The organism is Pseudomonas sp. AP19 (assembly GCF_001728855.1).
Classification (GTDB): domain Bacteria; phylum Pseudomonadota; class Gammaproteobacteria; order Pseudomonadales; family Pseudomonadaceae; genus Aquipseudomonas; species Aquipseudomonas fluorescens.
The window spans coordinates 98,232-121,738 of record NZ_LXJP01000008.1 but is presented as its reverse complement, the minus strand read 5'-3'; the positions used below and the strand labels follow the sequence as shown (position 1 = coordinate 121,738).

20 protein-coding genes are annotated in these 23,507 nt (G+C 60.9%); 8 read left to right on the top strand and 12 right to left on the bottom strand.

The features are described 5' to 3' along the window. Positions 1-42: 42 nt before the first annotated feature. Entirely contained in the window at positions 43-789 is a 747-nt protein-coding gene (locus A7D21_RS08880; RefSeq protein WP_053257504.1) for a 3-oxoacyl-ACP reductase family protein, read from the bottom strand. A 106-nt stretch (positions 790-895) separates the two neighbouring features. Between A7D21_RS08880 and A7D21_RS08875 the strand changes: the two genes are divergently transcribed. Further along, positions 896-1,819 carry a LysR family transcriptional regulator gene (locus A7D21_RS08875; protein ID WP_053257503.1) on the top strand — a complete coding sequence of 308 codons (924 nt, stop codon included), beginning with the start codon at positions 896-898 and terminating at the stop codon, positions 1,817-1,819. Positions 1,820-1,862: 43 nt separating this feature from the next. Here A7D21_RS08875 and A7D21_RS08870 read toward each other — a convergent pair whose 3' ends face one another. The 3 genes from A7D21_RS08870 to A7D21_RS08860 form a co-directional block, all read right to left on the bottom strand. Next, entirely contained in the window at positions 1,863-2,591 is a 729-nt protein-coding gene (locus tag A7D21_RS08870) for an aspartate/glutamate racemase family protein (RefSeq protein WP_053257502.1), read from the bottom strand. 13 nt (positions 2,592-2,604) lie between these two features. Next, complete coding sequence (locus A7D21_RS08865; protein WP_069551502.1) at positions 2,605-4,134, bottom strand: NCS1 family nucleobase:cation symporter-1; 1,530 nt, start codon at positions 4,132-4,134, stop codon at positions 2,605-2,607. Positions 4,135-4,604: 470 nt separating this feature from the next. Beyond that, a complete protein-coding gene (locus A7D21_RS08860) occupies positions 4,605-5,339 on the bottom strand; it encodes a phosphoadenylyl-sulfate reductase (RefSeq protein WP_069551501.1) in 735 nt (244 codons plus the stop codon). Positions 5,340-5,491: 152 nt separating this feature from the next. Here A7D21_RS08860 and thrH point away from each other — a divergent pair, with 152 nt between their 5' ends. After that, positions 5,492-6,109 carry a bifunctional phosphoserine phosphatase/homoserine phosphotransferase ThrH gene (gene thrH / locus A7D21_RS08855; protein ID WP_027603662.1) on the top strand — a complete coding sequence of 206 codons (618 nt, stop codon included), beginning with the start codon at positions 5,492-5,494 and terminating at the stop codon, positions 6,107-6,109. A gap of 65 nt (positions 6,110-6,174) precedes the next feature. Here thrH and A7D21_RS08850 read toward each other — a convergent pair whose 3' ends face one another. The 6 genes from A7D21_RS08850 to A7D21_RS08825 form a co-directional block, all read right to left on the bottom strand. Beyond that, positions 6,175-6,531, bottom strand: a complete 357-nt coding sequence (locus A7D21_RS08850) for a type II toxin-antitoxin system HigA family antitoxin (protein WP_053257499.1) — start codon at positions 6,529-6,531, stop codon at positions 6,175-6,177. Then, positions 6,531-6,833, bottom strand: a complete 303-nt coding sequence (locus tag A7D21_RS08845; RefSeq protein ID WP_053257498.1) for a type II toxin-antitoxin system HigB family toxin — start codon at positions 6,831-6,833, stop codon at positions 6,531-6,533. The genes A7D21_RS08850 and A7D21_RS08845 overlap by 1 nt, the downstream gene beginning before the upstream one ends. A gap of 229 nt (positions 6,834-7,062) precedes the next feature. Continuing rightward, positions 7,063-8,406, bottom strand: a complete 1,344-nt coding sequence (gene pabB, locus A7D21_RS08840) for an aminodeoxychorismate synthase component I (protein ID WP_069551500.1) — start codon at positions 8,404-8,406, stop codon at positions 7,063-7,065. Between the two features lie 100 nt (positions 8,407-8,506). Beyond that, on the bottom strand, positions 8,507-9,493 hold the full coding sequence (locus A7D21_RS08835; protein ID WP_053257496.1) for an alpha-L-glutamate ligase-like protein: 987 nt from the start codon (positions 9,491-9,493) through the stop codon (positions 8,507-8,509). Next, the gene (locus tag A7D21_RS08830; RefSeq protein WP_053257495.1) at positions 9,493-11,025 is read right to left on the bottom strand and encodes an inactive transglutaminase family protein; all 1,533 of its coding nucleotides are present in this window, start codon (positions 11,023-11,025) and stop codon (positions 9,493-9,495) included. The genes A7D21_RS08835 and A7D21_RS08830 overlap by 1 nt, the downstream gene beginning before the upstream one ends. A gap of 5 nt (positions 11,026-11,030) precedes the next feature. Beyond that, positions 11,031-11,576: an ATP-dependent zinc protease gene (locus tag A7D21_RS08825; protein WP_053257494.1), complete on the bottom strand. Its 546-nt coding sequence runs from the start codon at positions 11,574-11,576 to the stop codon at positions 11,031-11,033. 272 nt (positions 11,577-11,848) lie between these two features. Here A7D21_RS08825 and A7D21_RS08820 point away from each other — a divergent pair, with 272 nt between their 5' ends. From A7D21_RS08820 to prpD, 6 genes are all read left to right on the top strand, one after another. Then, complete coding sequence (locus A7D21_RS08820; RefSeq protein WP_069551499.1) at positions 11,849-12,571, top strand: GntR family transcriptional regulator; 723 nt, start codon at positions 11,849-11,851, stop codon at positions 12,569-12,571. Beyond that, positions 12,568-13,461: a methylisocitrate lyase gene (prpB, locus tag A7D21_RS08815; RefSeq protein WP_053257492.1), complete on the top strand. Its 894-nt coding sequence runs from the start codon at positions 12,568-12,570 to the stop codon at positions 13,459-13,461. The genes A7D21_RS08820 and prpB overlap by 4 nt, the downstream gene beginning before the upstream one ends. Before the next feature lie 69 nt (positions 13,462-13,530). Beyond that, positions 13,531-14,658 (top strand): 2-methylcitrate synthase, encoded by a 1,128-nt coding sequence (gene prpC / locus A7D21_RS08810; RefSeq protein WP_069551498.1) that lies wholly within the window; start codon positions 13,531-13,533, stop codon positions 14,656-14,658. Positions 14,659-14,856: 198 nt separating this feature from the next. Further along, entirely contained in the window at positions 14,857-17,451 is a 2,595-nt protein-coding gene (gene acnD / locus A7D21_RS08805) for a Fe/S-dependent 2-methylisocitrate dehydratase AcnD (protein WP_053257490.1), read from the top strand. Between the two features lie 11 nt (positions 17,452-17,462). Beyond that, positions 17,463-18,653, top strand: a complete 1,191-nt coding sequence (gene prpF, locus A7D21_RS08800) for a 2-methylaconitate cis-trans isomerase PrpF (protein WP_053257489.1) — start codon at positions 17,463-17,465, stop codon at positions 18,651-18,653. 143 nt (positions 18,654-18,796) lie between these two features. Next, positions 18,797-20,281 carry a 2-methylcitrate dehydratase gene (gene prpD, locus A7D21_RS08795; protein ID WP_069551497.1) on the top strand — a complete coding sequence of 495 codons (1,485 nt, stop codon included), beginning with the start codon at positions 18,797-18,799 and terminating at the stop codon, positions 20,279-20,281. Positions 20,282-20,412: 131 nt separating this feature from the next. On the opposite strand, the gene A7D21_RS08790 is transcribed toward prpD, so the two are convergent. Both A7D21_RS08790 and A7D21_RS08785 read right to left on the bottom strand, forming a co-directional pair. Continuing rightward, complete coding sequence (locus A7D21_RS08790; protein WP_053257487.1) at positions 20,413-21,735, bottom strand: AAA-associated domain-containing protein; 1,323 nt, start codon at positions 21,733-21,735, stop codon at positions 20,413-20,415. Positions 21,736-21,749: 14 nt separating this feature from the next. Further along, positions 21,750-23,495 carry an ABC transporter permease subunit gene (locus A7D21_RS08785; protein ID WP_053257486.1) on the bottom strand — a complete coding sequence of 582 codons (1,746 nt, stop codon included), beginning with the start codon at positions 23,493-23,495 and terminating at the stop codon, positions 21,750-21,752. Between the last annotated feature and the right edge of the window lie 12 nt (positions 23,496-23,507).

Genomic DNA, 23,507 nt, shown 5'->3' with positions numbered 1-23,507 from the left:
GTCCTCAAGACCGCTGTCGCCGGCACGCCCGCTGCCAGTGGGTCAGGCGCTGAAACCGCCATCGATGGTCAGGCTTGCCCCCGTGATATAGCCCGCCTCAGGCCCGGCCAGATACGCCACAAAACTGGCAATCTCCTCGGCATGGCCATAACGCCCCACCGCCATCAGCCCGATCAGCGTCTCGGCAAACTCACTGTTCGCCGGGTTCATATCGGTGTCAACCGGCCCCGGCTGCACATTGTTAATGGTGATGCCGCGTGGCCCCAGGTCCCGCGCCAAACCTTTGGTCAGGCCTACCAGTGCGGCCTTGCTCATCGCATAGGGGCCACCGCCGCCAAACGGCATGCGTTCGGCATTGGTGCTGCCGATGTTGATCACGCGGCCGCCTTCACCCATGTGTTTGGTCGCTTCCTGGGTGGCAATAAACACGCTGCGCACATTGATCGCCAGGGTCTGGTCGAAGTCTTCCAGCTTGAAATCTTCCAGCGCGGCGATCGCCAATACACCGGCGTTATTCACCAGGATATCCAGGCGTCCGAACGCTTCGACGGTCGCGTTGACCGCATTGCGAATCGCCGTGGCGTCGGCACTGTCGGCCTGAATCGCCAGGGCTTTGCCGCCTGCGCTGATCACCGCGTTCTGTAGTTCCTCGGCTTTGGCGGCCGAGCTGATGTAGGTAAAGGCAACGGCTGCACCTTGTGCGGCGAGGCGCTTGACGATGGCAGCGCCAATGCCGCGGGAACCGCCCTGGATCAAGGCGACTTTGCCGGTGAGGTTGTGTGTGGTCATGTCGATCTCCAAGTAGTTGATGGGCCGAGTATCGACCTCACCCAGCCAGCCCGGTAGACCGTGATTGCTATAGTCTGTGTAAACCAAAAGTTTAGAATGGTGCGATATGGAAAGCTTTGGCAGTATCGAATGCTTTGTGCGCAGTGCTGAAGGCGGCAGCTTTGCCGAGGCGGCCCGGCACCTGAGCCTGACGCCGGCGGCGGTTGGCAAGAGCGTCGCCAAGCTGGAAACACGCCTCGGTGTTCGCCTGTTTCAACGCAGCACCCGACGCCTGACCCTGACCGAAGCCGGCAAGCTGTTCCTTGAAGAAGTCAGTGACAGCCTCATCACCATCCAGAACGCAGTGGCCAACCTGGCGAGCGCGCAAGGCCGCCCGGTGGGCACGCTCAAGGTCAGCATGGGCACGGTGTTCGGTAATCGTTATGTGGTGCCGTTACTGGCGGAGTTTATGCGGCGCTTTCCGGCGATCAGCCCGGATTGGCATTTTGAGAATCGCCAGGTGGACCTGATCGGCCAAGGCTTTGATGCCGCTATCGGCGGCGGCTTTGAGCTGCCCCAAGGCGTGGTGGCGCGCAAGCTGGCACCTGCGCATCGAATCCTGGTGGCCTCGCCGTCTTACCTGGAGCAACGCCTGCCCGTAAGGGGGCCCGAAGATTTATCGCATTGCCTGGGCATCTTGATCCGGTCGCCGCAAACCGGCCGCGTGCGAACCTGGCAGCTCACCGGCCCGGAGCGTGAGCAACGCCCGCTGGTGCTCAAGCCGCGCATGACCATGAGCGATTCCGAAGCCGCCTGCTGCGCCAGCGCTCAAGGCCTGGGGATTGCGCTGGTCAGTATGCCGATGGCCGTGCCGTTCCTCGACAGCGGTGCGGTGGTGCGGGTGTTGCCTGATTGGTACGTCGACGATGGCAACATCTCCATCTACTACGCCGAACACAAGCTGCTGCCCGGCAAGACCCGGGCGTTTGTGGATTTCATCATCGAGCAGTTTGCCGAGAAGGGCTTGGGGCAGCGGTTCAGCGCGATTTGACGACGGCTGCTCAGGGAGTCGCGGCCATCGCAGGCGACTCGGTCTACCGGCCCAACCTGCCCGGCCAACCAATGACCTTCTTCGGCCGCGGCGTGGCATAGGTCCTGATCTTCGATGTCGACAACCCCAACCGAACCAGGGATTCGGCAATGGTCACTGCCGCCGTCACCCCATCCACCACCGGCACGCCGGTGCGCTGGCGAATCTGTTCATCCAGCCCGGCCATACCGCCGCAGCCCAGGCAGATCACTTCGGCCTTGTCCTCGCGGATCGCCAGTTCCGCCTGGCGCACGATGGCTTCCATGGCGGCCACCGGGTCTTCTTCGAGTTCGAGCACTGCCATGCCACTGGCGCGTACCGACGCGCAACGTTGATACAGGCCGGCAAGCTTCAAGCGGTCTTCGATCAGCGGCACCGTGCGGTCCAGGGTGGTCACCACTGAGTAGGCGTGGCCCAGGAACATCGCCGTGCTGGCCGCCGCCTCGGTGATGTCCACCACCGGTACATTCAACAGTTCCTGCAAACCTTCACGGCCATGTTCGCCATAGCCGGCCTGGATCACCGCATCAAACGGCTGATCGTAGGCCATCACCCGGTCCATCACGGCGATAGCGGCCAGGTAGCTTTCGAAATTGCCTTCCACCGACTCGGCGCCGAAATACGGTGTGAGACCGACGATTTCGGTGCCGGGCGAGGCCACAGCGCGGGCCTGCTCGGCGATGGTTTCAGTGATGGATGCGGTGGTGTTGACGTTGACCACGAGGATGCGCATGGAATGTCCTTGGTTAATGACTGACGTTATCGACTGCAATGCTTTCGCCGCTGACATCGGCGTAGAACGGTTGGCGTTTGGCGATCAGCCGGTACAACAGCCCTGCAATACCAGCGCCAAACAGCCAGGAAAAGGGAGCGACGCTGGTAAAGCCCGACAACAGCGCCAGCAGGATCGCGATCACCGCCGCAGGAATAAACGCCGCGACTGCGCGTAAGTTGACGCCTCGGCTGTAGTAATAAACCCCATTCGGGTCTTCGCTATACAGCTGCAGAACGTCCACCTGGCTTTTACGAATCAGCCAGTAATCGACCATGATCACCCCGTACAGCGGCCCCAGCAGCGCGCCCAGTCCGGACAGGAAATACACGATCACCAGCGGGCTGTTATAGAGGTTCCACGGCAGGATCAGCACCGCCACGGTGGCGCTGATCAGCCCGGCACGACGAAAGTTCAGGTACTTGGGCGCCAGGTTGCTCAACACAAAGGCCGGTGCGACGAAGTTGGCCATGATGTTCACCGCCACGGTGACGATCAGGAATGCCAGGCAGCCCAGCACGAGAAAGAAGGTATTGGGAATCGCCGCGATGATTTCGGTCGGGCTTTCAATCACCCGTCCATTGAGCTGGAACTGCCCGCCGCAGAGCAGCACGGTGATGGCGGCAAACACCAGGATATTCACCGGCAAGCCCCAGAAATTACCGACCAGGATGGTCTTGCGGCACGGCGAGGAACGGGCAAAGTCGCAGAAGTTGAGAATCAGCGTGCCGTAGATCGTCAGCCACAACGCGCCGCCGGCAAAGATATTGCGCCACATCTCGGAACCGCTCAGCGGCTCGCGGATCGACCAGGCGATATTGCCGCCGACCTGGAAATACATCCAACCGGCCAAGGAGGCCACCGTCACCAGAATGACCGGCCCGGCGAACGCTTCATAGCGGCGCACCATTTCCATGCCGTACGCCAGGATCGCCAGCTGCACAAACCAGATCGTCACGAAACACGCCCAACCCAGCGTCGAGAGGCCGAGGATCGAGTTGTGGTCGTAGTCGGCAAAGCCTGGATGAATTGCCGATAACAGCACGCGGAAAACCACTGACGCCAGGTAGGTCTGGATACCAAACCAGGCAATCGCAATCACCGCCCGGATCAGCGCCGGAATTTGTGCCCCGTGGATACCGAAACTGATACGGCTGATGACCGGGAACGGCACGCCGGTCTTTTGCCCCATGTACCCCGACAAGTTCATGAAGAAGTACACCAGCGCCGCGCCAATCCCCAGTGATAACAGAATCTGCCAACCGCCAAGGCCCAGTGCATATAAACCGATGGCGAACGAATAGTTGGCGATGTTGTGCACGTCATTGGTCCACAACGCGAAAATGCTATAGCGACCCCAGCGACGCCCCTCAACCTTGGTGGGCGCCAGGTCCCGATTGTGCAGGCGAGGGCTGAGCACCAGCGGGCCGGGGCTTGCAGCCTCCGGGGTCAGGGCGGAGGAGGGCAGATCCAGTGCGATGTTATTTGAGAGGCTGGTACGCATTCCGGCAGGCTCCAGCGCATCGGCGAGCGAGCCGCGGATGGCAAAGTGTATGTATGTTTTGTATTTATTGTATACAAAGCGCTTTTCACCTTAAGCCACATGCGTGCCAGTTTTGGATCTATGAAACGGGTAATTAATTTCGTTTTTGTAGGCTTCTCAAATAACTGACTGAATTAAAAGCGATATAAATTGACCATTTGAACAGGTATTTATTTTTCAGGCAGCAGAGGCAGTGCGGGACAGAACGAAAAGAGCCGGGAACAGGTGTTACGTTATGGTGCGCTTTTAAATGGATTGCACACATAAATGGCACCGATGGTTACATTGGTGTGTACAAGATTTATGTTCGCCACAACGCAAATGTGGGAGAAGGCTTGCTTGCGAATGTGCAGTGCCAGTCACTGAATAGGTCGACTGATCCACGGCATTCGCGAGCAAGCCCGCTCCCACAGGGTTGACTGCGCTGGTCTTCAGGCTTTGCTGATGAGATTCCCGGCGTGCAGGCCACATTCCTTTTGCGTGGCTTCTTCCCACCACCAGCGGCCTTCGCGCTCGTGCTGGTTCGGCAATACCGGCCGGGTGCACGGCTCGCAGCCGATGCTGATAAAGCCGCGCTCATGCAGGCTGTTGTAAGGCAGCTCCAGCATACGGATGTAACCCCAGACTTCCTCGCTGGTCATCTGTGCCAGCGGGTTGAACTTGTACAGCGTGCGTTCCGGAGTGGAGAACGCGCTGTCGACCTCCAGTGCCGCCACCTGGCTGCGGGTGCCCGGGCTCTGGTCGCGGCGTTGGCCGGTGGCCCAGGCGCTTACGCCGGACAGTTTGCGGCGCAGCGGCTCGATCTTGCGCACGCCGCAGCATTCGCCATGGCCGTCCTTGTAGAAGCTGAACAGGCCCTTTTCCTTGACGAACGGTTCCAGCGCGCGCTGGTCCGGCGAGATCAGCTCGATGTCGATCTTGTAGAACTCGCGCACCTGCTCGATAAACCGGTAGGTCTCCGGGTGCAGGCGACCGGTGTCGAGGCTGAACACCTTGACGTTCTTGTTCAGCTTCCAGGCCATGTCTACCAGCACCACGTCCTCGGCGCCGCTGAAGGAAATCCACAGGTCATCGCCGAACTGACTGAAGGCCAGCTTGAGAATGTCCTGGGCGGATTTGTTTGCGTAAGTCGCAGCGAGTTCAGCGACGTCAAAGGCTTGGTTCATCAGGACGGTTCCTACAGGTCAGTGGCGCTGAGCGCTCTATAGGGGAGCGATGGTATCAAAATCCGCCCTGCGTTGCGGGGCCGAGCTTGAGTCGCTAGAGTTCGGCAGTCCTTTTGCTCGCTCAACTTGAACACTATAAATAGGGGTGTGTTGTGGAAATTGCCTGTCTCGACCTGGAAGGGGTGCTGGTTCCGGAAATCTGGATCGCCTTCGCCGAAAAAACCGGTATTGAATCCCTGCGGGCCACCACCCGGGATATTCCCGACTACGACGTGCTGATGAAGCAGCGCCTGCGCATCCTCGACGAACACGGACTTAAGCTCGCCGATATCCAGGAAGTGATCGCCACCCTCAAGCCGCTGGACGGTGCCATCGAGTTCGTCAACTGGCTGCGCGAGCGCTTCCAGGTGGTGATTTTGTCAGACACCTTCTACGAATTCTCCCAGCCGCTGATGCGTCAACTGGGTTTTCCGACCTTGCTGTGCCACCGGTTGATTACCGATGAGAACGACCGGGTGGTGAGCTACCAACTGCGCCAGAAGGACCCCAAACGCCAGTCGGTGCTGGCGTTCAAGACCCTCTACTACCGAGTGATCGCCGCCGGCGATTCCTACAACGACACCACCATGCTCGGCGAAGCTGACCGTGGGATTCTGTTCCATGCGCCGGAGAATGTGATTCGCGAGTTCCCGCAGTTCCCAGCGGTGCATACGTTTGAGGACTTGAAAAAAGAGTTCATCAAGGCGTCGAATCGGCCGTTGAGCCTGTAGTTTATGGGTTGATGCTGTTGGCCTCATCACGGGCTCGCCTGTGATGAAGCCGGCTCAGTCAGCGCCTAAACCTCGGCCAGCAAGCGTTCATAAGGAATACTCAAGCCTTCATGCAGGCGTTTGATCATCGCCAGGCTCAGCTTTCGCTTGTGATTCAGCACTTCGGACACGCGCCCGCTTGTACCGATAAAAGGCTCAAGGTCACGCGCAGTCATGCCCAACTGCTCCATACGAAATTTAATCGCTTCCACTGGGTCTGAAGCTGGCATTGGAAAATGTTCCGCCTCGTACTTCTCAATGAGTACGGCGAGGATTTCCAGTTCGTCACCCTCTGGCGAGTTGACGTGCGCTCCCCATAGCTGCTCGACGCGTGCGAGCGCCGCCGTGAGGTCTTCCTGGGAGTGAATAGGTTTGATGTTCATCACACGGTCTCCGCGTTGATCTGGTTGTATTGCGCATGGGTTCCCACGAAACGGACGAAACCCAGCTGTCGTTGATAGTCGATCGCCATGATCACTCGATATTTGTTGCCGCCCACGTTAAACACGACCCTGCCGGCCTTGAGAATGCTCGCCGTCCTGAGCGCTTCTTTGAGTGCCTGCGGCGTGGTGTAAGTAGTTTTCTCCAAGTGGCGATACAGCTCGACCAGCGGCGTTTTGGCCTCGCTGTACGCGGGATGGCTTTCCCAGAATATTCGTAAGGTAGAAAGAGCGATTATCCGCATCGCTGCAGCCTCCCAATATGGGAGATAATAGGCGTGGTTGAGTGGGTACGCAATCGCGGAAATAATTTCTGACGAGTAGGCATTCGCTTCATGTGATCCTTCACAAACGGCGGGTGGGCGGTAGGGGCTGGACGCTAACCTCCCGCTCACGACGCCGTCGACGACCATTCTGATTCAGGTTTTTTCGGCGACTGGGCTCTGCGTCTGAACGCCAGGCAGATGGGCGCCGCTAGAGGTTTTCCAACGTGTGTAACAACACTCGCACCTTGGTCAGCGACTCCTGATACTCCGCCTCCCACTGCGAGTCCGCGACGATCCCGCCGCCGCCCCAGCAGCACACCTGCCCATCCTTGACCAGCAGACTGCGAATCGCGATGGAGCTGTCCATCTCGCCGCGTACATCCAGGTACACCAGCGAGCCGCAATACAAACCGCGGCGCGTCGGCTCCAGCTCGTCGATGATCTGCATCGCGCGGATCTTCGGCGCGCCAGTGATGGAGCCGCCGGGGAAGCTGCCGGCGATCAGGTCGAGGGCGTCCTTGTCGTCGGCCAGGATGCCGGTGACGCTGCTCACCAGGTGGTGCACGTTGGGGTAGCTTTCCAGGCTGAACAACTCCGGCACGTTCACCGAGCCCGTGCGGCAGGTGCGACCGAGGTCGTTGCGCAGCAGGTCGACGATCATCAGGTTTTCGGCGCGATCCTTGGGGCTGGCCAGGAGTTCGGCAGCCTGAGCTGCATCCTCTGCGGGCGTCAAACCCCGTGGGCGGGTGCCTTTGATCGGGCGAGTTTCGACGTGGCGTTCGCTGATCCTGACGAAGCGCTCCGGCGACAGGCTCACTACCGCGCCGTGATCCGGCAGGCTCTGGAAACCTGAAAAGGGCGTAGGGCAGGCTTCACGCAGCGCGCAGTAAGCCACCCATGGGTCGCCGCTGCACGGCGCCCGGAAGCGCTGTGCGAAGTTGACCTGATAGCAGTCGCCCGCCTGGATATAGTCCTGAATGCGCACGATGGCCTGGCGATAAGCCTCGGCGGTGAGATCGGGCGCCATCGGGCCATGCAGCCTGAAGGTGGCCGATGTGTGCGGGGCAGGCTGGCTGAACAGGTCGATCAACCGTTGTCGCTCGCTGTCGGCCTGCGCCGGGTGGAAGATCAACTGGCTGGTCTGTGCCTGGTGATCGCTGATCAGCGCCCAGGCATACAGCCCGAAGCGTGCATCCGGCAGGTGCAGGTCATCCACCGCCAGGTGTGGCATCTGTTCCAGGTGCCGACCGAAGTCGTAGCTCAGGTAGCCGATCAAGCCGCCGGCAAATGGCAATTGCAAATCCGCCGGTATTGCCGCTTCACCCAGCTGCGTCAGGTTATCGCGCAAGCGTTGCAGGAAATCACGGCCGCTTTCGTCCGGCCTTACGGTCAGGGTTGCTTGTGGCCAGGCGCTGAGCACGTCATAACGCCCGCGTTCTGCGGCCGGGCGCCCGCTGTCGAGTAGCACCGCACCGGGGGCATGGCGAATCGCCGCGAAATAGTCGGCGGGGTTGGCGCGGTAGGGCAGCGAGTGTACGGAGCAGGTCGACATTGCGGGGCGGATCAGCGATTGGCGTGGGGGAGGCGATTGTAGTCCCCCGTAGGATTTGGTCCTAGAGGGGATGTCGGCGATAGACAGGTTGAAGCCCGGATCAGCCTTCGACGTGGGGTATGTGCCCAAACATTTCCTGCACAAACGTCACGCGCTCTTGCGGGGTTTCCGTCACGCCGGCGGCTTTCAGTGCTTCCAGGCGCGCTTCCACGGCGTGGGTGCGCAGGGTCAGGCCGCAGTCGTTGGCGATCTGGATATTCAGCCCCGGCCGCGCATTCAGTTCGAGGATCAGCGGGCCTTTTTCCTGGTCCAGCACCATGTCTACCCCGATATAGCCCAGCCCGCACAGTTCGTAGCAACCGGCCGCCAGCTGCATGAAACCATCCCAGTTGGGCAGTTGCACACCGTCCACTGCGTTGGTGGTGTCGGGGTGTTTGGTGATGATGTTGTTCAGCCAGGTGCCGCGCAGGGTCAGGCCGGTGGCCAGGTCCACACCCACGCCAATGGCGCCCTGGTGCAGGTTGGCCTTGCCGCCGGATTGCCGGGTCGGCAGGCGCAGCATCGCCATCACCGGGTAGCCCATCAGCACGATGATGCGGATATCCGGCACGCCTTCATAGCTGATGCTCTTGAAGATCTGGTCCGGCACCACGCGGTATTCGATCAGCGCACGGTCCCGATGGCCGCCCAGGGAATACAAGCCGGTGAGGATGCTGGAAATCTGGTGCTCGATTTCTTCATGACTGATGATCTTGCCGGACACGGTGCGATAGCGCCCTTCAAAACGGTCGGCCACCACCAGGATGCCATCACCGCCAGCGCCCTGGGCCGGTTTGATCACGAAGTCGTTGCGCCCGCCGATGATCGCGTCGAGCTTGTCGATTTCCTTCTCGGTGGAAATGACCCCGTACATTTCCGGCACATGGATGCCGGCGGCAATCGCCCGTTCCTTGGTGATGATCTTGTCATCCACAATCGGGTACAGGCTGCGCTTGTTGTACTTGAGCACGTAATCGGCATTACGCCGGTTGATGCCCATGATCCCCCGCGCTTCCAGGGCCTTCCAGGTCTTCCAGAAGCCGAACATTACGAGTCAGCCTTGAGGAAGGCCTTGAAGCGCACCAGCTCGGTCAGGCGGTAGCCGCGGTAACGACCCATGGCCAGCATGAAGCCCACCAGGATCAACAGGATCGCCGGGAAGGTAAACACAAAGTAGATCAGCTCCGGCACGCTCATGATGATGTGCGCCAGGGAGGCGGCGAACAGCGTACCGATCGCCACTTTCAGCGCATGGTTGGCGCCGCGCTCTTCCCAGGTGATCGACAGGCGTTCGATGGTCATGGTCAGGATCACCATCGGGAACAATGCCACCGACAGCCCGCGTTCCAGGCCGAGTTTGTGGCTGAACAGGCTGATGGCCGCAATCAGTACCACCACGAAGGTCAGCACCACCGATAGCCTCGGCAGCATCTGCAACTTCAAGTGCTCCAGGTACGAGCGCAGGGACAGGCCCAGCGCCGTGATAATCGTAAACAGGACGATGCCGAAGCCCAACTGCGTCTCGCGAAACGCCAGGGCGATCAGCACCGGGGTAAAGGTGCCCAGGGTCTGCAGGCCGATCAGGTTGCGCAGGATCAGAATCACCAGCACGCCAATCGGGATCATCACCATGATCATGAAGGTCTGCTGGGTTTGCAGCGGCAGGCCGTACAGCGAATATTCGAGGAAGTTGGCGTCGGTATTTTCGTCAGTCAGCTTGGCCAGGCGAATGGCGTTCATTTCGCTGTTGTTCAGGCTGAAGGTCACCATGGCTTTCTTGCCGCCATCGACCGTGATCAGGTTTTCATCGCCGGTCCACCACAACAGGCGGTCGGACGGCAGGCCTTGCTCGCCGGTTTCCGGGTTGAAGTACAGCCAGTCATTGCCGTTGAAACTGCGCAGCCACAGCTCCGGGGTTTGCGGTTGGTCGGCCACCAGGCGGATGGTGTGGACCTTTTCGATCGGCACGTGGGCGATCGACAGCAGCAGCTCGACGATCTTGGCCTTGTGCGGCGTCGACGGATCGCCGGCCAGCAGCAGCTTCACATTGTCGTCGTTGAGGTTGTTGGTACGCTTGATAGCCTCGCCGATAAAGGTCTCGACGTCCGCCGAGTGCTGGCGGATCGGCGCCAGCAAGGCTTCGGCGGCGATTTTCTCCGGGCCTTCGACTGCGATGCTGTCGCGGAAGGTCGGGCCCTTGACCTTGACCTTTTCACCGCTGTAACGCTTGGTCAGCACCAGTCGGTAATACAGGGTCTGCTTGCCTTTAGCTCGGCGTGCCGACCACGTCACCTTGCGGTTGCCGTCGGTGCGGTTGACGCTGACGCCGTAATTATTGGAGATGAAACTCTCATTGAGGCTGACGAAGTCGCGGCTCAGGGGCGGCACGAACATCGAGATCTTCACCGGGTCTTTGGGGTTGGCGACGAACTCGACCTTGGCGTCGATGTTCCACAGGTCGTCGGTGGCGTCCTCGGTGACGGGGATGCCCAGCACGAAAATCTGGTAGGCGGTGACCGAAATACCCAACACCACCAGGATGGTGATAAGGATTTTCAGGTGCAGGGTCAGAGAGCGCATTCAGTTTACTCGGCGGTATGAGCGTCGGCGGCGCAGGCAGGTTTGCCCGCTGCGTATTTAAGACTGGGGTCGACCAGCGCATCAAAGCGTTTCAACGCTTCGGAGCCGATCAGCAGCGGGTATTGGAAGGCGCTGCGGTCAGTCAAGTTCACTTCGATGCTGCGTAAAGCGTTGCCCATGCAGATATCCAGGGCAATCACTGGGCGGGCGGTGTAGTTCTTGTCCTCATCGGGGTCGTAGTCACCGGCGCGGCGCTTGATCTTGCTGACGCGGGCCAACGGGCGTTCGATGGGGTGGGAATGGGCGGTGTCGATAGCCAGGTAGAAGCGCACCCAGGATTCGCCGTTACGCTTGAAGCGCTTGATATCGCGTGCGCTCAACGAGGCGGTCTTGGCGCCGGTGTCGAGTTTGGCCGCGACTTCCAGGTCAATGCCGGCCAATTTGGCGTATTCATTCAGGCCATACACGGTTTTCTCGGCGGCAGCGCATAGCCCCGGCATAAGCCCTGGCAGGAACAGTAGGCAAATCAGAAGGAAGGGCTTGAGTCTCATAGATCCTGACGCGGTGCAGTGCGATGTTCAATTCATCAAGGCGACTGGCATTGCTGCGCAATCTCTAGTGCGCCGTTTCATCAAGTGATGTCAGGCAAAAGCGGCGTGCATTCTAACATGATGCTTTTTTGGCGCCAGCGCTGGCAGGCGGCCATGCCCGGGAGCGTGCAGAAGGGGTTATTAGACGATTGTCGACAATGTTGATTTATTCTTTGACTATCAAGGTGTGATTGGCTAGTTTTTGCGGCATTGCTTTTAAAGGTGTCGACAATATGCTGGATCAACTGGAAACCCCAGTGGTAGCGCAAGACGATTCCCAGACCATGTCCGAGAACGTCTTCCGGCGTATCCAGGCCGCCATCGTCAAAGGCGAAATCGCCCCCGGCAGCAAGATCTCCGAGCCAGAGCTGGCGCGCACCTACGGCATCAGCCGTGGCCCATTGCGTGAAGCGATCCACCGCCTGGAAGGTCAGCGTCTGCTGGTGCGCGTGCCCCACGTAGGCGCGCGAGTGGTGTCCTTGAGCCATGCCGAGCTGATCGAGCTCTATGAAATCCGCGAATCCCTGGAAGGCATGGCCTGCCGTTTGGCTGCCGAGCGCATGACCGATGCGGAAATCGAAGAGCTGCGCCAAGTGCTGCACACCCATGAGCGCGACGACGCGTTCCAGGCGGGTGTCGGGTACTACCAGCAGGAAGGCGACTTCGATTTTCATTACCGGATAATTCAAGGTGCCGGTAATCGCACGCTGACCCAGATGCTCTGCGGCGAGCTGTACCAGTTGGTGCGCATGTACCGCATCCAGTTCTCTGCCACCCCCAATCGTCCACGCCAGGCCTTTGCCGAGCATCACCGCATTCTTGATGCGATTGCCGATCGCGACGGTGAACTGGCCGAATTGTTGATGCGCCGGCATATCGGCGCCTCCAAACGCAATATCGCCCGTCACTTCCCGGACGGCGCGCCCCAGACAGCCACTCAGCGAGGTGAGTCATGAGTTCCAACAATAAAACTACTCCAGGCCAGCGTTTCCGTGATGCCGTCGCCAGCGAACAGCCATTGCAAGTGGTGGGCGCAATCAACGCCAACCACGCGCTGCTGGCCAAGCGCGCCGGTTTCAAGGCCATTTACCTCTCGGGCGGCGGCGTCGCTGCCGGCTCGCTCGGTGTGCCGGACCTGGGCATCACCGGCCTGGATGATGTGCTGACCGACGTGCGCCGTATCACTGACGTGTGCGACTTGCCGCTGCTGGTGGACGTGGACACCGGGTTCGGTTCGTCAGCCTTCAACGTGGCGCGCACGGTCAAATCGATGATCAAGTTCGGCGCCGCTGCCATCCACATCGAAGACCAGGTTGGCGCCAAGCGCTGCGGTCATCGCCCGAATAAGGAAATCGTGTCCCAGCAGGAAATGGTCGACCGCATCAAGGCCGCCGTGGATGCGCGCACCGATGACAGCTTCGTGATCATGGCGCGCACCGACGCCCTTGCCGTCGAAGGGCTGGAATCCGCCCTGGAGCGTGCCGCCGCCTGCATCGAAGCCGGCGCCGACATGGTGTTCCCGGAAGCCATCACTGAACTGGAGATGTACAAACTGTTCGCCGCCCGCGTGAAGGCGCCGATCCTGGCCAACATCACCGAATTTGGCGCAACCCCGCTGTACACCACCGAACAGTTGAAATCTGCCGATGTTTCCATCGTGCTGTACCCGCTCTCGGCGTTCCGTGCCATGAACAAGGCCGCCGAGAACGTCTACACCGCGATCCGTCGCGACGGCACCCAACAGAACGTGATCGACACCATGCAAACCCGCATGGAGCTTTACGATCGCATCGACTACCACACCTTCGAGCAGAAGCTCGACGCGCTGTTCGCCGCGAAGAAGTAAAGCCTGTGGGAGCGGGCCAGCCTGCTCCTATACGCGCCTCCCTGAATAACGACAAAATTGGAGAGAACCATGGCTGAAGCAAAAGTACTGAGTGGCGCTGGCCTGCGTGGCCAGGTGGCCGGGCAAACGGCACTGTCCACCGTAGGCCAGGCCGGTGCCGGCCTCACCTATCGCGGTTATGACGTGCGTGAACTCGCCGCCGACGCGCAATTTGAAGAAGTCGCCTACCTGCTGCTCTACGGCGAGTTGCCGACCAACGCCGAGCTGGCGGCCTACAGCAAAAAGCTGAGCACCCTGCGCGATCTGCCCCAGGCCCTGAAAGAAGTGCTCGAACGCATTCCTGCCGACGCCCACCCGATGGACGTGATGCGCACGGGTTGCTCGTTCCTGGGCAATATCGAGCCCGAGAAAGACTTCAGCGTGCAACGCGATGTCACCGACCGCCTGCTTGCCGCCTTCCCGGCGATCATGTGTTACTGGTATCGCTTCAGCCACGACGGCAAGCGCATCGACTGCGTGACCGACGAGCCCAGCATCGGCGGCCACTTCCTGCACCTGCTGCATGGCAAAAAGCCGAGCGCACTGCATGAGAAAGTCATGAACGTGTCGCTGATCCTCTACGCCGAGCACGAATTCAACGCGTCGACCTTCACCGCCCGCGTGTGTGCCTCGACCTTGTCCGACCTGTATTCGTGCGTCACTGCTGCCATCGGCTCCCTGCGCGGCCCGCTGCATGGTGGCGCCAACGAAGCGGCGATGGAAATGATCGAGCGTTTCGGCTCGGCCGAAGAGGCCGTTGAAGGCACCCTTGGCATGCTGGCGCGCAAAGACAAGATCATGGGCTTCGGCCACGCGATCTACAAAGACAGCGACCCGCGCAATGAAGTGATCAAGGGCTGGTCGAAAAAACTCGCCGACGAAGTGGGGGATACCGTGCTGTTCCCGGTTTCCGAAGCCATCGACAAGACCATGTGGGAGCAGAAGAAGTTGTTCCCCAATGCCGACTTCTACCATGCCTCGGCGTACCACTTCATGGGCATCCCGACCAAGCTGTTCACGCCGATCTTTGTGTGCTCGCGCCTCACCGGCTGGGCCGCGCACGTGTTCGAGCAGCGCGACAACAACCGCATCATCCGTCCAAGCGCCGAATATATCGGCGTTGAGCAGCGCAAGTTCGTGCCAATCGAACGTCGCTGAGTGAAGTGACCGGCGATCCTGACGTGGTAACCGAATCAAAAATGTGGGAGCGGGCTTGCTCGCGAATACGGTGTGTCATTCAACACATCCGGCGACTGTTCCACCGCTTTCGCGAGCAAGCCCGCTCCCACATTTTGATCGCATTCCACCTCGGAGTCAGTCGGCACCTTGTGAACCAACCGTGACCGAGTCCTGACGATGAACACTGAATTTCGTAAACCGCTGCCTGGCAGCCGCTTGGATTTTTACGACGCCCGCGCGGCAGTCGATGCAATCCGCCCCGGTGCCTATGCCACCTTGCCGTACACCTCCCGCGTCCTCGCGGAGAACCTGGTGCGCCGTTGCGACCCGGCCACGCTCAATGCATCCCTGAGCCAACTGATCGAGCGCAAGCGTGACCTCGACTTCCCGTGGTTCCCGGCGCGCGTGGTGTGCCACGATATCCTCGGCCAGACCGCCCTGGTCGACCTCGCCGGCCTGCGCGATGCCATCGCCCTGCAAGGCGGCGACCCGGCCCAGGTCAACCCGGTGGTGCCGACCCAACTGATCGTCGACCACTCCCTGGCCGTTGAAGCCGGTGGTGCTGACCCCGATGCGTTCGAGAAAAACCGCGCCATCGAGGACCGTCGCAACGAAGACCGTTTCCACTTTATCGAGTGGACCAAAAAGGCCTTCAAGAACGTCGACGTGATCCCGCCGGGCAACGGCATCATGCACCAGATCAACCTGGAGAAAATGTCCCCGGTGATTCAGGTACGTGACGGTGTGGCGTTCCCGGATACCTGCGTCGGCACCGACAGTCACACCCCACACGTGGATGCCCTGGGCGTGATCGCCATCGGCGTCGGCGGCCTTGAAGCCGAGAGTGTGATGCTCGGCCGCGCCTCGTGGATGCGCCTGCCGGAAAGTGTCGGCGTGGAGCTGACGGGCAAGCTGCAACCGGGCATTACCGCGACCGACATGGTGCTGGCGCTGACCGAGTTCCTGCGCAAGCAGAAAGTGGTGGGGGCATGGCTGGAATTCTTCGGCGAAGGTGCCTCGGCCCTGACTCTGGGCGACCGTGCGACCATCTCCAACATGGCCCCGGAATATGGCGCCACCGCGGCCATGTTCTACATCGACTCGCAGACCATCGCCTACCTGAAACTCACCGGCCGCGAAGACGAACAAGTCACGTTGGTTGAGCAGTACGCGCGCCACACCGGCCTGTGGGCGGATGACCTCAAAGGCGCGCAGTACGAGCGCGGCCTGACCTTCGACCTGTCCAGTGTCGTGCGCAATATGGCCGGCCCGAGCAACCCGCACGCCCGCGTCGCCACCAGTGATCTGGCCTCCAAGGGCATCTCCGGGCAGTGGGACGAAGTGCCGGGGCAAATGCCGGATGGCGCGGTGATCATCGCCGCCATTACCAGTTGCACCAACACCAGCAACCCGCGCAACGTGATCGCCGCCGGCCTGTTGGCACGCAATGCCAACAGGCTCGGGCTGGCCCGCAAACCGTGGGTCAAATCTTCGCTGGCGCCCGGCTCGAAAACCGTGGCGATGTACCTCGATGAGGCCGGCTTGACCCACGAGTTGGAGCAGTTGGGTTTTGGTGTGGTGGCGTTCGCTTGCACCACCTGCAACGGCATGTCCGGTGCGCTCGACCCGGTGATCCAGCAAGAAATCATCGACCGTGACCTCTACGCCACCGCGGTGCTTTCCGGTAACCGCAACTTTGACGGGCGCATTCACCCGTACGCCAAGCAAGCGTTCCTCGCTTCGCCGCCGCTGGTCGTGGCTTATGCGATTGCCGGCACCATCCGTTTCGACATCGAAAAGGACGTGCTGGGCCTGGATGCCGACGGTAAGGAAATCCGCCTCAAAGACATCTGGCCGAGCGATGAAGAAATCGACGCGGTGGTCAAGGCGTCGGTCAAACCGGAGCAGTTCCGCGCGGTGTACATCCCGATGTTCGCGATTCACGAAGACACCGGCCCGAAAGTCGCGCCGCTGTACGATTGGCGCCCGCAAAGCACTTACATTCGCCGCCCGCCGTACTGGGAAGGCGCGCTGGCCGGTGCTCGCCCGCTCAAGGGCATGCGCCCGTTGGCGGTGCTGCCGGACAACATCACCACCGATCACCTGTCGCCGTCCAACGCGATCATGCTCGACAGCGCCGCCGGTGAATACCTGGCGAAAATGGGCCTGCCGGAAGTTGACTTCAACTCTTACGCCACCCACCGCGGCGACCACTTGACCGCGCAGCGCGCAACCTTCGCCAACCCGAAACTGTTCAATGAAATGGTGGTTGAAAACGGCAAGGTCAAGCAGGGTTCCCTGGCGCGTATCGAGCCCGAAGGCCAGGTCACGCGGATGTGGGAAGCCATTGAAACCTACATGGAACGCAAGCAGCCGCTGATCATTATTGCGGGTGCCGACTACGGCCAGGGCTCGTCCCGCGACTGGGCGGCCAAGGGCGTGCGCCTGGCCGGTGTGGAAGCGATTGTCGCCGAAGGCTTTGAACGCATTCACCGCACCAACCTGGTGGGCATGGGCGTGTTGCCGCTGGAATTCCTGCCGGGCACCGACCGTCACACCTTGAACATTGACGGCAGCGAGACCTATGACGTGATCGGCCAGCGCACCCCGCGTGCGCAGTTGACCCTGGTGATCAACCGCAAGCATGGCGAACGTGTCGAAGTGCCGGTGACGTGCCGTCTGGACACGGCTGAAGAAGTGTCGATCTACGAGGCGGGCGGCGTGTTGCAGCGGTTTGCCCAAGACTTCCTGGAATCGGCGGCGACCGCCTGAAGAGGATAACCATGGCACACGCAGCGCAAATCAAGATCCCCGCCACCTATATGCGTGGCGGCACCAGCAAGGGCGTGTTTTTCAGCCTCAACGACCTGCCTGAAGCGGCGCAGGTGCCGGGTGCTGCTCGCGATGCCCTGCTGTTGCGGGTGATTGGCAGCCCCGATCCCTACGACAAGCAGATTGACGGCATGGGCGGTGCTACCTCCAGCACCAGCAAAACCGTGATCCTGGCCAAAAGCACCCGCGCCGAGCACGACGTGGACTACCTGTTTGGCCAGGTCTCCATCGATAAGCCCTTTGTCGACTGGAGCGGCAACTGCGGCAACCTCTCGGCGGCGGTGGGCTCTTTCGCCATCAGCGCCGGGTTGGTCGACCCCGCCCGCGTGCCGCACAACGGTGTAGCGGTGGTGCGGGTGTGGCAGGCCAATATTGGCAAGACCATCATCGCCCATGTGCCGATCACCGACGGCGCGGTGCAGGAAACCGGCGACTTCGAACTTGACGGCGTGACCTTTCCGGCCGCCGAAGTGCAGCTCGAATTCATGGACCCGGCGGCCGAAGAAGAGGGCGGCGGCGGCTCGATGTTCCCCACCGGCAACCTGGTCGATGACTTGGAAGTACCGGGGGTCGGCACCTTCAAAGCGACGCTGATCAACGCGGGCATCCCGACGATTTTCATCAACGCCGAAGACCTCGGCTACACCGGCACCGAGCTGCAGGGCGCGATCAACAGCGACCCCAAAGCCCTGGCGATGTTCGAAACCGTGCGCGCCTATGGCGCCTTGCGCATGGGCCTGATCAAACACCTCGACGAAGCCGCCCAGCGCCAGCACACGCCGAAGGTCGCGTTTGTGGCCAAGCCTGCGGATTACGTGGCGTCCAGTGGCAAGGCAATCAACGCCGGTGATGTCGACTTGCTGGTGCGTGCGCTGTCGATGGGTAAGTTGCACCACGCGATGATGGGCACGGCAGCCGTGGCGATCGGCACGGCGGCGGCAATTTCCGGCACGCTGGTCAACCTGGCCGCCGGCGGTGTTGAGCGTAACGCCGTGCGCTTCGGGCACCCGTCCGGCACCTTGCGCGTCGGCGCTGAAGCCAGCCAGGTGAACGGTGAATGGGTGGTGAAAAAAGCCATCATGAGCCGCAGTGCGCGAGTCCTGATGGAAGGTTTCGTGCGCGTGCCCGGCGACGCCTTTTAAAACCCTGCACCGTCCCCTTGTGGGGCGGGCTTAATTGGGGTTCAACGCAATCCGCATTCAATTAGCAGGCAATCAGACCTGCCACACATGATCAACCCTGAACCTGAGGATGGAGCAACCCCAACCCACTTTGGAGAACGGCCATGAGCGCCAACGTCGACCAGAACCACCGTCCCGACTACGACCAGGTCCTGCAGGACATCGCCGATTATGTCCTCAATTACCGGATTGATTCCCGGGACGCCTTGGACACTGCCCGCAACTGCCTGATGGACACCCTCGGTTGCGGCCTTTTGGCCCTGCGCTTCCCCGAGTGCACCAAGCACCTGGGGCCGATCGTGGAGGGCACGGTGGTGCCGTTCGGCGCGCGCGTGCCGGGCACGTCGTTTCGGCTGGACCCGGTCAAAGCCGCCTGGGACATTGGCTGCATCGTGCGTTGGCTCGACTACAACGACACCTGGCTCGCCGCCGAGTGGGGCCACCCTTCGGATAACCTCGGGGGCATTCTTGCCGTGGCCGACCACCTTTCACAACAGCGCGTGGCCAATGGCGACGCGCCGCTGACCGTGCGCGCGGTGCTGGAAGCGATGATCATGGCCCACGAGATCCAGGGCGTGATTGCCCTGGAAAACTCTTTCAACCGCGTCGGCCTCGATCATGTGCTGCTGGTGAAAGTCGCCTCTACTGCTGTCACCGCCAAGTTGATGGGCGCTGACCGTGAGCAACTGCTCGCCGCCTTGTCCCACGCCTTTGTCGATGGGCAGGCGCTGCGCACCTACCGCCACGCGCCCAATGCCGGTTCGCGCAAATCCTGGGCAGCGGGGGATGCCTCAAGCCGTGGCGTGCGCCTGGCGGATATCGCGCTGCGTGGCGAGATGGGCATCCCCGGGGTGTTGAGCGCGCCGCAGTGGGGCTTTTACGACGTGCTGTTCAGCCACACCAACAACGACCTGGCGCTCAAGCCGGAGGACAAACGGGCATTCAGCCTGTCACAGCCTTACGGCACCTATGTGATGGAAAACGTGCTGTTCAAGATCAGCTTCCCCGCCGAGTTTCACGCGCAAACGGCCTGCGAGGCGGCGGTGACGTTGCACCCGTTGGTCAAGCATCGCCTGCATGAAATCGAACGCATCGAGATCACCACCCACGAGTCGGCGATTCGCATCATCTCCAAGGTCGGCCCATTGGCCAACGCCGCCGACCGCGACCACTGCCTGCAATACATGACCGCGGTGCCCCTGGCCTTCGGCAATCTGGTGGCCGAGCAGTACGAGGATGAGTTTCATGCGGCTCATCCGATCATTGATGAGCTGCGCCAGAAGATGGTCATTGTCGAAGACCCGCGCTACAGCCGCGAATACCTGGAGGCGGACAAGCGCTCCATCGCCAACGCGGTGCAGGTGTTTTTCAACGACGGCTCCAGCACCGCGCAGGTGGCGGTGGAATACCCGATTGGCCATCGTCGGCGTCGGGTGGATGGCATTCCGTTGCTGGAAGACAAGTTCAAAGCCAATTTGGCCACGCGGTTTACCGCGCAGCGCAGTGCGCAGATTTTTGCGTTGTGCAAGGATCAGGCACGGCTGGAGGCCACGCCTGTGAACCGTTTCGTTGATTTTTTTGTAATCTAAACAACACCACGAAACTAATGTGGGAGCGGGCTTGCTCGCGAAAGCGCAGTGTCAGGCAATTCATCTGTCGCTGACTCACCGCATTCGCGAGCAAGCCCGCTCCCACGTTCACATTAGCGTTTGCTCAGGCGCTACATACTGCCTTCCACATCATCCAGGCTGAACGTCTCGGTGTGGTCGTCATAGGAGAAGATCTCCGCATAGCGCCCCCACGCCACCACGCTTTCCAGGGTTTTCTCGACAAACGCTTCGGTCATTGAGTCTTCCAATTCCTGCTCGAAGCGCACCCGTGGCGCCCGGTGCCCGCTGCGCTCAAGCAACACCTGATGAATGCGTGCGGCCAATGGCACGTGCCGGATCAAATGCTCGGCGAACAGGGTTTTGCGTTCCTGGGTGCCATAGTCGGCGAACAATTTGCCGGCATCGGTCAGGGTAATGTCGGCGCCCTTGAGCTCGGCAAAGCCCAAATGCTCAAGCATCTCCGCTACCGGGAACAGATCGTCGACTTCCAGCAAGCGCCGCTCGGCTACGGTCGGTAAGCCGGCATGCCCGTTGTAAGGCTCGGCGGCGAGGGTTTCGATCAGGCCGGCCATCAGGTTGGTCGACACTTCCGGCAACAGGCTGCCCATTTTCAGTTCCGGCAGGCCTCGGCTGGCGTCGGCGCTGCGCCGGTCAGTCATCAGCGCATAGATGTCGTCGACCATTTGCCGAAAGGTCGGGTCCAGCCGGTTGCGCGGGTGCGGGAACGGTACGTTGATGGCTGCGACCACGCGACCCGGGTTGGACGACAGCACCAGGATGCGGTCGCACATCAACACGGCTTCTTCGATGTTGTGGGTCACGATCAGGATCGACTTGATCGGCAGTTGTTTGCCGCTCCACAGGTCCAGCAAGTCAGTGCGCAGGGTTTCGGCGGTCAGCACGTCCAGGGCGGAGAACGGTTCGTCCATCAGCAACAGGGTCGGGTTGACCACCAGGCCACGGGCAAACCCCACTCGCTGGCGCATGCCGCCGGACAACTCACGCGGGTAGGCGTTTTCAAAACCGTCCAGGCCGATCAAGTCGATGGCCGCCAGTGCGCGTTTGCGGGTTTCCTTGCGCTCGACCTGCAGGGCTTGCAGGCCGGCTTCCACGTTTTCCAGTACGGTCAGCCAGGGGAACAGCGCAAACGTCTGGAATACCATGGCCACGCCTTCGGCCGGACCGTTCAGCGGCGCGCCGTTGTAGCGGACGTCGCCCGATGACGGTTGAATCAACCCGGCGATAATCCGCAGCAGTGTGGACTTGCCCGAGCCCGAGCGGCCGAGCATGCCGACGATTTCACCCTCGTGCAGGCTCAGGTCCACGCCGCTGAGCACCTGCAGTTCGTCTTTACCTTTGCCGAACACCCGATTCACGTTTTTCAGCGAGAAGATTTCGGGGGTATCAGCAGTGTGTTCAGTGTTGGTATTCATCACAGCGAATCCCGTCAATTCAAGCGAAGTTTGTTTTCAGCCATGGCGTACATCGGTCGCCAGACCGCGCGGTTGAAGGCCACCACAAAAATCGACATCACCACGACGCCCAGGGCGATCTTCGGGAAGTCGCCGGCGGCGGTGGTCTGCGCAATGTAGGACCCCAGCCCGTGAGCCACCACGTTGTCCTGGCCCCAGGACACATACTCGGACACGATGCTGGCGTTCCATGCACCGCCGGACGCGGTAATCGCGCCGGTGACGTAGTACGGAAAGATCCCCGGCAACATCACCTTGCGCCACCACAGCCAGCCGCGAATGCGGAAGTTGGCGGCGACTTCCTTGAAATCGTTGGGGAACGCGGTGGCACCGGCGATCACGTTGAACAGGATGTACCACTGGGTGCCCAGCACGATCAGCGGGCTCAGCCAGATGTCCGGGTTGAGCTTGTAGTGCAGGATCACAATGACGAACACCGGGAACAGCAGGTTCGCCGGGAACGCCGCGAGGAACTGCGCGAGGGGCTGGATTTTTTCCGCAAGGCTGGGACGCAAGCCGATCATCACGCCCAACGGCACCCAGATCAGCGAGGCGATCAGAATCAGCCCGGCCACTCGCAGCAGGGTGATAAGGCCCAGTACAAACACATGGCCGACTTCGGCGAGCGTCACCTCGGTGCCGACGTACTGCACGATGTGGTACAGCGCATACGCCGCCATCAGCGCTATCAGTGAGCCCCACACCCAATCGATCACCTTTGACGCCGCCGGTGTCTCTGCCGGCAAGGCCTTGAGCGCACCGCCCGCGAGGCTGAAGCGCTTGTTGCCGATGCGACTGACTGTGCGGGTGATAGGGCGCAGGATGCGCTGGACAATGCGGGTGCGCTGGATCAGGTTCAGCAGCCAGGATTGGGGGGCGGCGCCCTGGGAGGCGGTGGTTTCCATGCGGAATTTGTCGGCCCAGGCCACCAGTGGGCGGAACAGGAACTGGTCGTAGATCAGGATCACCACAATCATCGCCAGGATCACATACCCCACTGCATGCAGGTCTTTCTGGGCAATGGCCAAGGCCAGGTATGAGCCCACGCCCGGCAGCGTGATGGTTTTGTCGCCGACGGTGATGGCTTCAGAAGCAACCACGAAAAACCAACCGCCGGACATGCTCATCATCATGTTCCACACCAGCCCGGGCATGGCGAAGGGCACGTCGAGTTTCCAGAACTTCTGCCAGCCGGAGAGCCGCAGGTTGGTGGACACTTCCACCAGGTCATGGGGCAGCATGCGCAGCGACTGGTAAAAGCTGAACGTCATGTTCCAGGCCTGGCTGGTAAAGATCGCAAAGATCGCCGCGAACTCGGCCCCCAGCACGCGCCCTGGAAACATCAGCAGGAAGAACGTCACGGTAAACGAGATGTAACCGAGTACCGGCACCGATTGCAGAATGTCGAGCACTGGCACCAGCAGTTTTTCGGCGCGTCGGCTTTTGGCGGCCAGGGTGCCGTACAACAGCGTGAAAATCAGCGATGCCACCATCGCCGCGAGCATGCGCAAGGTGGTGCGCATCGCGTATTCCGGCAGGTTGGCCGGGTCGAGGGAGATGACCTCACTCTGTAACGTGGCGATGGGGGCCCAGGTTTCCCGGGCGCCGATGGACAGGAACAGCAAAAAGCCGACCACCAGAGGCAGTGCGACCAAATCCCAACGGTTGGGCAGCAAACGCAGCGTTGAGGCTGGTAGGTAGTGACGGAATACTTTTTTCATAGGCCGTAGTTC

Excerpts from the sequence above, each read along its gene's own strand:
- A7D21_RS08880 (WP_053257504.1), bottom strand. The coding sequence starts at position 789 with ATGACCACACACAACCTCACCGGCAAAGTCGCCTTGATCCAGGGCGGT.
- A7D21_RS08875 (WP_053257503.1), top strand. The coding sequence starts at position 896 with ATGGAAAGCTTTGGCAGTATCGAATGCTTTGTGCGCAGTGCTGAAGGC.
- A7D21_RS08870 (WP_053257502.1), bottom strand. The coding sequence starts at position 2,591 with ATGCGCATCCTCGTGGTCAACGTCAACACCACCGCATCCATCACTGAA.
- A7D21_RS08865 (WP_069551502.1), bottom strand. The coding sequence starts at position 4,134 with ATGCGTACCAGCCTCTCAAATAACATCGCACTGGATCTGCCCTCCTCC.
- A7D21_RS08860 (WP_069551501.1), bottom strand. The coding sequence starts at position 5,339 with ATGAACCAAGCCTTTGACGTCGCTGAACTCGCTGCGACTTACGCAAAC.
- A7D21_RS08850 (WP_053257499.1), bottom strand. The coding sequence starts at position 6,531 with ATGAACATCAAACCTATTCACTCCCAGGAAGACCTCACGGCGGCGCTC.
- A7D21_RS08845 (WP_053257498.1), bottom strand. The coding sequence starts at position 6,833 with ATGCGGATAATCGCTCTTTCTACCTTACGAATATTCTGGGAAAGCCAT.
- pabB (WP_069551500.1), bottom strand. The coding sequence starts at position 8,406 with ATGTCGACCTGCTCCGTACACTCGCTGCCCTACCGCGCCAACCCCGCC.
- A7D21_RS08835 (WP_053257496.1), bottom strand. The coding sequence starts at position 9,493 with ATGTTCGGCTTCTGGAAGACCTGGAAGGCCCTGGAAGCGCGGGGGATC.
- A7D21_RS08830 (WP_053257495.1), bottom strand. The coding sequence starts at position 11,025 with ATGCGCTCTCTGACCCTGCACCTGAAAATCCTTATCACCATCCTGGTG.
- A7D21_RS08825 (WP_053257494.1), bottom strand. The coding sequence starts at position 11,576 with ATGAGACTCAAGCCCTTCCTTCTGATTTGCCTACTGTTCCTGCCAGGG.
- A7D21_RS08820 (WP_069551499.1), top strand. The coding sequence starts at position 11,849 with ATGCTGGATCAACTGGAAACCCCAGTGGTAGCGCAAGACGATTCCCAG.
- prpB (WP_053257492.1), top strand. The coding sequence starts at position 12,568 with ATGAGTTCCAACAATAAAACTACTCCAGGCCAGCGTTTCCGTGATGCC.
- prpC (WP_069551498.1), top strand. The coding sequence starts at position 13,531 with ATGGCTGAAGCAAAAGTACTGAGTGGCGCTGGCCTGCGTGGCCAGGTG.
- acnD (WP_053257490.1), top strand. The coding sequence starts at position 14,857 with ATGAACACTGAATTTCGTAAACCGCTGCCTGGCAGCCGCTTGGATTTT.
- prpF (WP_053257489.1), top strand. The coding sequence starts at position 17,463 with ATGGCACACGCAGCGCAAATCAAGATCCCCGCCACCTATATGCGTGGC.
- prpD (WP_069551497.1), top strand. The coding sequence starts at position 18,797 with ATGAGCGCCAACGTCGACCAGAACCACCGTCCCGACTACGACCAGGTC.
- A7D21_RS08790 (WP_053257487.1), bottom strand. The coding sequence starts at position 21,735 with ATGAATACCAACACTGAACACACTGCTGATACCCCCGAAATCTTCTCG.
- A7D21_RS08785 (WP_053257486.1), bottom strand. The coding sequence starts at position 23,495 with ATGAAAAAAGTATTCCGTCACTACCTACCAGCCTCAACGCTGCGTTTG.